A 6,646-nucleotide genomic window follows, 5' to 3' on the forward strand; every position below is an offset into this window, starting at 1 on the left:
TTTTATGCTTGTGCGACTTTGGTCGTCGACGGATCGATCCAGCCGATATTGCCATCCGGCCGGCGGTAGACGATGTTGAGATGGTCGGTCCCGGCGTTGCGGAACAGGAATACCGGGCTGTCGCTGTTGTCGAGCTCGATGACGGCAGACGCCACCGACATGGTCCGCAGCGTCATGCTTGATTCGGCGACGATGGCCGGAGCGAAGTCCTCCGGAATGTCTTCCTCATCATCTGTGAGGGGAGCCATCACCGTATAGGCGATGTCGGTCGGCTCTTCGCCATTGCCGTTGCCGGTGTTGCGCGATTTCAGCCGGCGCTTGTAGCGGCGCAGCCGTGTTTCCAGGCGATCGGCGGCCGCCTCGAAGGCAAGCGTCGGGTCCTGGGCGTCGCCGGTCGCCTGCAAGGAAGCGCCGGAATCGAGCCGGATCATGCAGTCGGCGGAGAAACGCGACCCCGATTTGATGACCGTGACATGTCCTGAAAAACCCCGATCGAAATATTTCTCGATCGCCTCGCCGACCCGGTCGTTGATGCGCGTGCGGAACGCATCGCCGATGTCCATGTGTTTTCCCGAAATGCGTAGATTCATCTGAAAACTGACCTTCCTTGCCCAGGCTTCAAACTGGTCCCGAGTTTATACCCGTGGTGCGCGCGCACAAGCTTCGCAGCGGCATGCGCGCCGATTTTAGACCCGAACTTTCCGGTTGATCACAAGTCGCCTTCTTGGCCGTCCATGGCCTTGTCTGACGGACCCATTTGCAAGCGGGCATTACGCCCTGCTCATGCGGGCGGGCTTCTAGACACTTCATTGCGGCTTGTCAATCAAGCTTGGGGATTGCGGGAAATCATCGGGATTCGGGTCGGGCCGGCATCGCCCGAATACAGGCGGGCCTAGCGGCCGGCGTTCGCGAGCGCCCGCTTCTCCCGCCGCCTTTGCACAGACGATGGGATATTCATGCCTTCGCGGTATTTCGCGACGGTGCGGCGCGCGATATCGACACCAATTTCCTTGAGCATGTCGACGATGGCGTCGTCGGAAAGCACGTCGGCGGGCTTTTCCTCGTCGATCATCTGCTTGATGCGGTCGCGCACGGCCTCGGAAGAGTGCGCTTCGCCGCCTTCGGCCGAGGCGATCGACGCCGTGAAGAAATAGCGCAGCTCGAAAACCCCGCGCGGCGTCAGCATGTATTTGTTGGCGGTGACGCGGCTGACGGTCGATTCATGCATGCCGATGGCATCGGCCACCGTGCGCAGGTTGAGCGGCTTGAGGTGGCGCACGCCATGGACGAGAAAGGCGTCCTGCTGCCGCACGATTTCCGACGCCACCTTGAGAATAGTCTTGGCCCGCTGGTCGAGGCTGCGCGTCAGCCAGTTGGCGTTCTGCAGGCATTCGGCGAGAAAATCCTTTTCCGCCTGGTCCTTGGCGTGGCTCGAGACACGGGCGAAGTAGACATTGTCCACCAGCACGCGCGGCAGCGTGTCGGCATTGAGCTCAACTGCCCAGCTGCCGTCATTGGCCGCGCGGACCTCGACATCGGCGACGATTGCGTCGCTTGCGCCGCCCGAAAACGCCAGGCCGGGGCGCGGATCGAGAGCGCGGATCTCGGCAAGCATGTCGAGGAGGTCCTCCTCGTCGACGCCGCAGATGCGTTTCAGCGTCTGGAAATCGCGCCGCGCCAGAAGCTCGAGGTTGGCGACCAGCGCTTTCATTGCCGGATCGAGCCTGTCGCGCGCCTGAAGCTGCAGCGACAGGCACTCGGCAAGGTCGCGCGCGAAGAGCCCTGCCGGCTCGAAGCTCTGGCAGGCGCCAAGCACACGCGCCACCGCCGCTTCATCCGTGCCGAGCCGGACCGCGATCTCCATCAGGTCGGTGCGCAGATAACCGGCCTCGTCGAGCCCATCGGCAAGCTCGCCCGCGATGAGACGTTCGCCGGGGCTTAGCGAAGCAAGTGCGATCTGCTCGCCGACATGTTCGCGCAATGTGACTGCGGCCGCGGCCATGTCGCCGACGTCGAATCCCTCGGATGAGGCTGTGCCGGCGCTGCCCGCTGCAGACTTCCACTGAGCCGTGAGATCCGGCCCCAGCCGCTCGCTGGTGCCGGGATCGTCGGGAAACAGGTTTTCCAGGGAAGAGTCGAGCTTTTGCGAGATCGCTTCCGCGCTCCACTCCGTCTCGCCCTCGAACCAGTCGCCGGCGCTATCCAGCTCCGGCGCGGCCTCGCTTTTCTGGGCCTGGTCGCTGGCGGCGTCGTCCTGCGGTTCGGCGCGCTCCAGGAGAGGGTTGCGCTCGATCTCCTCGTCGATGAAGCGTTCGAGCTCGACATGGGTAAGCTGCAGCAGCCGGATCGACTGCATCAGCTGCGGCGTCATCACCAGCGACTGGGATTGTCTGAGCTGCAGTTTGGCTGCCAGCGCCATGGTGGGATTCAAACGCCTCGTCTACGCGTCGCACTCTTGCATTCCAGTCGGGCATAGAAACTGGCCCGGCTTTTGCTTGTCAAGGAAAACGCTAGCAGGATCGGCTTACCGGAGCGTTATTGGGCCGAAAAATCGCAACAAACCAGTCGAATTTCGCTCAAATTCACTCTGAAGAAAGGTATTTTACGCTCAGAGCGTAAAACCCTCGCCGAGATAGAGACGCCGCACATCGGCGTTGGCGACTATTTCGTCGGCCCGGCCATGCGTCAGCACCTGGCCGGCATGGATGATATAGGCGCGATCGATCAGGCCGAGCGTCTCGCGCACATTGTGGTCGGTGATCAAGACGCCGATACCGCGCGCCGTGAGATGACGGACGAGCTGCTGAATGTCGGCGACGGCAATCGGGTCGATGCCAGCAAAGGGCTCGTCGAGCAGCATATAGGCAGGCCGCGTCGCCAGCGCCCGCGCAATTTCAAGGCGACGCCGTTCGCCGCCCGACAGCGACATCGAGGGCGCCTTGCGCAGATGGCTGATGTGGAATTCCTCGAGCAGCTCGTCGAGGTTGCGTTCGCGCACCTTGCGATCCTTTTCGACCACTTCCAGCACGGCGCGGATATTCTGTTCGACGTTCAGGCCGCGGAAGATCGACGCTTCCTGTGGCAGGTAGCCGATACCAAGGCGGGCGCGCCGGTACATCGGCATCGACGTGACATCGAAGCCGTCGATCTCGATCGAGCCCTCATCGACGGGAACAAGGCCGGTGACCATGTAGAAACACGTGGTCTTGCCGGCGCCGTTGGGGCCAAGCAGGCCGACGGCCTCGCCGGCGCGCACGCCGAGCGTCACCCCACTCACCACCTTACGGCCCTTGTAGCTTTTGGTCAGGCCTTTGGCGATCAGGGTGCCCTTGAACTTCGCCTTGTCGGTGCCGACCGTCGCCGGGGCAGCCGGCTTTGCGGCCGCCCGTCCCGGAAGACGGGCAAGCAGCGAGGATACGCCGGCCATTAGTTGCCCGACGCTCCCTGCTGCTGCGCGCCCTGCTTCTGGGGCGTGAACGACATCATCACGCGGCCGCCGCAGCCGTCGACATTGGCGAGGCCGCTCTTCATCTGCACGGTGAGCTTGCAGCCCTTGAGCACATTGTCGCCTTGCGAAAGCACCACTTCCTTGCCCTTGAGCACCAGCACCTGCGTCTTCATGTCGAACGTGCCGCTGTCGCCGGTGGCGACCTGGTCGTTCGATTTGACGTAGACCTTGTTCTCGACCTCCAGGTGATCGATATTGGCGGCGCCCGTCATTGCCGACGCGCCGGCAGCCGCGCTTTTGTCAGCCTTGGGGTCCTTGACATAGTAGACCGTCATCTTGCCGGCCTTTAGCAGGGTCGGCCCCTGATTGACGGTCACATTGCCGCTGAATATGGCCATGCTCTCGGCTTGGCGGACCTCAAGCTTGTCGCTTTCGATCTGGATCGGCTGGTCGCCGGATAGCTTGAGCCCGGACATCTGGCTGGTCGCGCTCGACTGCGCGAAGGAATGCGCCGTCCCCAGAAACAGCAATGCGGAGGCTGCGCCCAGAGCCCACGCGGATTTACTGCGACGCATTCTGTTCTCCACTGTTTACCCCTGCCGCCTTCAGCGCAGTCGGATCGATGTTGACGCGAACCCGGTTCTCGAAGACCACGAGCCTGCCATTATCCTCGACCGACATCGAGTCCGCCGTGATGCGCGACCCGCCGCGGCTGACGTCGACCGGATTGCTCGTCTTCATAGAGCCTTTACCCATGTCTAGGAAGATCGATTTGAATTTCGCCGCAAGGCCGTCCGTAGTCGTCACGCTGACGTCGCTGGTGAGGTCCATCGTATTGGCGTCGCGATTGTAGATACCGTGCTCGGCATCGACCGACACGATATTGTCGGTGGCGACGGGCAGTTTGGCGTTGATGCCTTCGAGGTCGATCACGGCCTGCTGGCCGACATCCTGCGTCGCCCTGGTCGCGGTCAGCGAATAGGGCAGCTTCTGCTTGGTGAAGCCGTTGAGCTTCGGATTGGCCATCACCAGCTTGCCGTTCGAAAACGCCGTGCCGTCGGCCTGCACGGAAATGGAGACTGGCGCTTTGAGGTAGGAATAGACTGGAAAGGCGATCGCAATCGCGGCCGCGAGCAGCGGCACCGCGAATTTCAGCACGCGCACGCGGCGCGAGTGCCGTTGCGCGCGGTTGAACGCCTCGCCGCGCGTGCCCTCTTGGATCGCGGGAGCCGGTGCCGCAGCGGCATCGCTCGTTTCGTCAGATCGCGCCAACATGACTTTTCTAATGGACCTTTGTCCGCCCAAACATCGCCTATAGGTGGTATGCCGGCACCTACACGCAAGCACAAGGGGACGAAAACTGCAAAAATGTGACGGCTGCCGCCCACAAAATCGGGAGGAATTCGGGGAGACGACCCGCACTTCATAGCAGATACAGAAGGGGACTGGGTTAATTTTTCGTGAGGTCGCCATCAACGCCGAGCTCGAAGCCGGCGTTCAGGAAACGGTAGCCGTGTGCCGAGGCTTGCTTTAAAAGCTTGCTTTCCCGCCGACCCATGAGGCTGACGATGGCAATGAGAGCCGACGACCTGATCGACCGCCGCCGCTTGCGCCGCAAGCTGACTTTCTGGCGCGTGGCTGCGTTTGTGGTTCTGGCGGCAGCGGTGATCGCCTTCTCGGCATGGGTCTATGACGACAATTTCACCGGCCAGGCGATCCCCCATATCGCCAAGGTGAAGATCGAAGGCACCATCACCGAGGACGAGGAACTGCTCAAAAGGCTGGAAGCGATCCGCAAGTCTGCGGAGGTGAAGGGCGTCATCCTGTCGATCGATTCGCCCGGAGGCACCACGGTCGGCGGCGAGTCGACATTCGAAGCCGTGCGCAAGCTTGCCGGCGACAAGCCCGTAGTGGCCGAGGTCGGCACGCTGGCGGCATCGGCCGGCTATATGATCGCAAGTGCTGCCGACCATATCGTTGCCCGCAAGACCTCGATCGTCGGCTCGATCGGCGTGCTGATCCAATATCCTGACGTCAGCGGTCTCATGGACAAGCTCGGCATCAAGCTGGAGGAAGTGAAATCCTCGCCGCTCAAGGCTTCGCCCTCGCCCTTCAAGCCGACCAATGACGATGAGCGCGCCATGGTGCGCAAGCTGATCCTCGACAGTTACGACTGGTTCGTCGGCATCGTCGCGGACCGCCGCAAGATGACGCATGAGCAGGCGCTGGCGCTGGCCGACGGTTCGATCTTCACCGGCCGCCAGGCCTTGGCCAATCATCTGGTCGACGCCGTCGGCGGCGAGCAGGAGGCGATCGACTGGCTGGCGACGAAGGGCGTGGATGCCAAGCTCAAGGTCGTCGAGTGGAAGGACAAGGACAGGCGTGGCGGCTTCCTGTTCTCGCAGTCGATGGCAAAACTAGCCGCCAAGGCGCTTGGCCTGCCGGATGCCGGCGGCGATATCATTCACGAGCTCGGCGCCGACCGCTTGTTTCTTGACGGTCTCGTTTCGGTCTGGCACCCTTGACATGCCGTTGGCGCGAGCCAAAAAAGCAATAAAAATCATCCTGATAATCGTCTGCAGTGGTTTCACGGGGAACGTTCCATGATCAAATCCGAGCTTGTGCAGATCATTGCTGCACGCAACCCGCACCTTTTCCTGCGCGACGTCGAAAACATCGTCGGTGCGATCTTTGACGAAATCACCGACGCGCTTGCCGAGGGCAACCGGGTCGAGTTGCGCGGTTTCGGCGCCTTTTCGGTGAAAAACCGTCCCGCCCGCACCGGCCGCAACCCGCGCACCGGCGAGTCGGTCGAGGTCGAGGAAAAGTGGGTGCCGTTCTTCAAGACCGGCAAGGAGTTGCGCGAAAGGCTGAACGGCGGCAAATAGGCGCCGCGCCGGCGGGTCGAGACGGCATCTTGGCGCTTAAAGCATGTCTCCCGAAAGGGAAGGCCGGTTTCGGGACAAAGACATGCGCGCTTAGGAAGCTTCTCTATACGGAGATCTGATGTTCAATCGCTTCATCCTCGTCGTGGTCTTCGTGCCGCTGGCCATCATCCTGATCGCGCTCGCCGTCGCCAATCGCGGCGCCGTCGCCTTCACGCTCGATCCGTTCCATCCCGGCAATCCCGCGCTGACGCTGAACCTGCCGCTTTTCATTTTCCTGTTCCTGGCCCTGGCCGTCGGCATGGTCGTCGGC

Annotated in this window: 7 protein-coding genes and 1 pseudogene; 3 read left to right on the forward strand and 5 right to left on the reverse strand. The window is 62.1% G+C overall.

The genetic code is table 11. The features are described from left to right. Positions 1–2: 2 nt before the first annotated feature. From raiA to lptC, 5 genes are all read right to left on the reverse strand, one after another. The gene (gene raiA / locus EOA27_RS16355) at positions 3–590 is read right to left on the reverse strand and encodes a ribosome-associated translation inhibitor RaiA (protein ID WP_126081193.1); all 588 of its coding nucleotides are present in this window, start codon (positions 588–590) and stop codon (positions 3–5) included. Positions 591–892: 302 nt separating this feature from the next. Continuing rightward, positions 893–2,419 (reverse strand): RNA polymerase factor sigma-54, encoded by a 1,527-nt coding sequence (rpoN, locus tag EOA27_RS16360; RefSeq protein WP_126081192.1) that lies wholly within the window; start codon positions 2,417–2,419, stop codon positions 893–895. Between the two features lie 189 nt (positions 2,420–2,608). Then, the gene (gene lptB / locus EOA27_RS16365) at positions 2,609–3,427 is read right to left on the reverse strand and encodes an LPS export ABC transporter ATP-binding protein (protein WP_042641058.1); all 819 of its coding nucleotides are present in this window, start codon (positions 3,425–3,427) and stop codon (positions 2,609–2,611) included. Beyond that, positions 3,427–4,023, reverse strand: coding sequence for an LptA/OstA family protein (locus EOA27_RS16370; protein WP_126081191.1), 597 nt, complete (start codon positions 4,021–4,023; stop codon positions 3,427–3,429). Before EOA27_RS16370 ends, lptB begins: the two co-directional genes overlap by 1 nt. Beyond that, entirely contained in the window at positions 4,010–4,723 is a 714-nt protein-coding gene (lptC, locus tag EOA27_RS16375) for an LPS export ABC transporter periplasmic protein LptC (RefSeq protein ID WP_126081190.1), read from the reverse strand. The genes EOA27_RS16370 and lptC overlap by 14 nt, the downstream gene beginning before the upstream one ends. Positions 4,724–5,016: 293 nt before the next feature. Here lptC and sppA point away from each other — a divergent pair, with 293 nt between their 5' ends. The 3 genes and pseudogenes from sppA to EOA27_RS16390 form a co-directional block, all read left to right on the forward strand. Beyond that, positions 5,017–5,973 (forward strand): signal peptide peptidase SppA, encoded by a 957-nt coding sequence (gene sppA, locus EOA27_RS16380; RefSeq protein ID WP_126081189.1) that lies wholly within the window; start codon positions 5,017–5,019, stop codon positions 5,971–5,973. A gap of 78 nt (positions 5,974–6,051) precedes the next feature. Further along, on the forward strand, positions 6,052–6,336 hold the full coding sequence (locus EOA27_RS16385; protein ID WP_027165368.1) for an integration host factor subunit beta: 285 nt from the start codon (positions 6,052–6,054) through the stop codon (positions 6,334–6,336). 118 nt (positions 6,337–6,454) lie between these two features. Then, a pseudogene (locus EOA27_RS16390) lies at positions 6,455–6,646 on the forward strand (DUF1049 domain-containing protein); the annotation flags it as partial.

This window comes from Mesorhizobium sp. M2A.F.Ca.ET.037.01.1.1 (assembly GCF_003998075.1).
Taxonomy (GTDB): Bacteria; Pseudomonadota; Alphaproteobacteria; order Rhizobiales; family Rhizobiaceae; genus Mesorhizobium.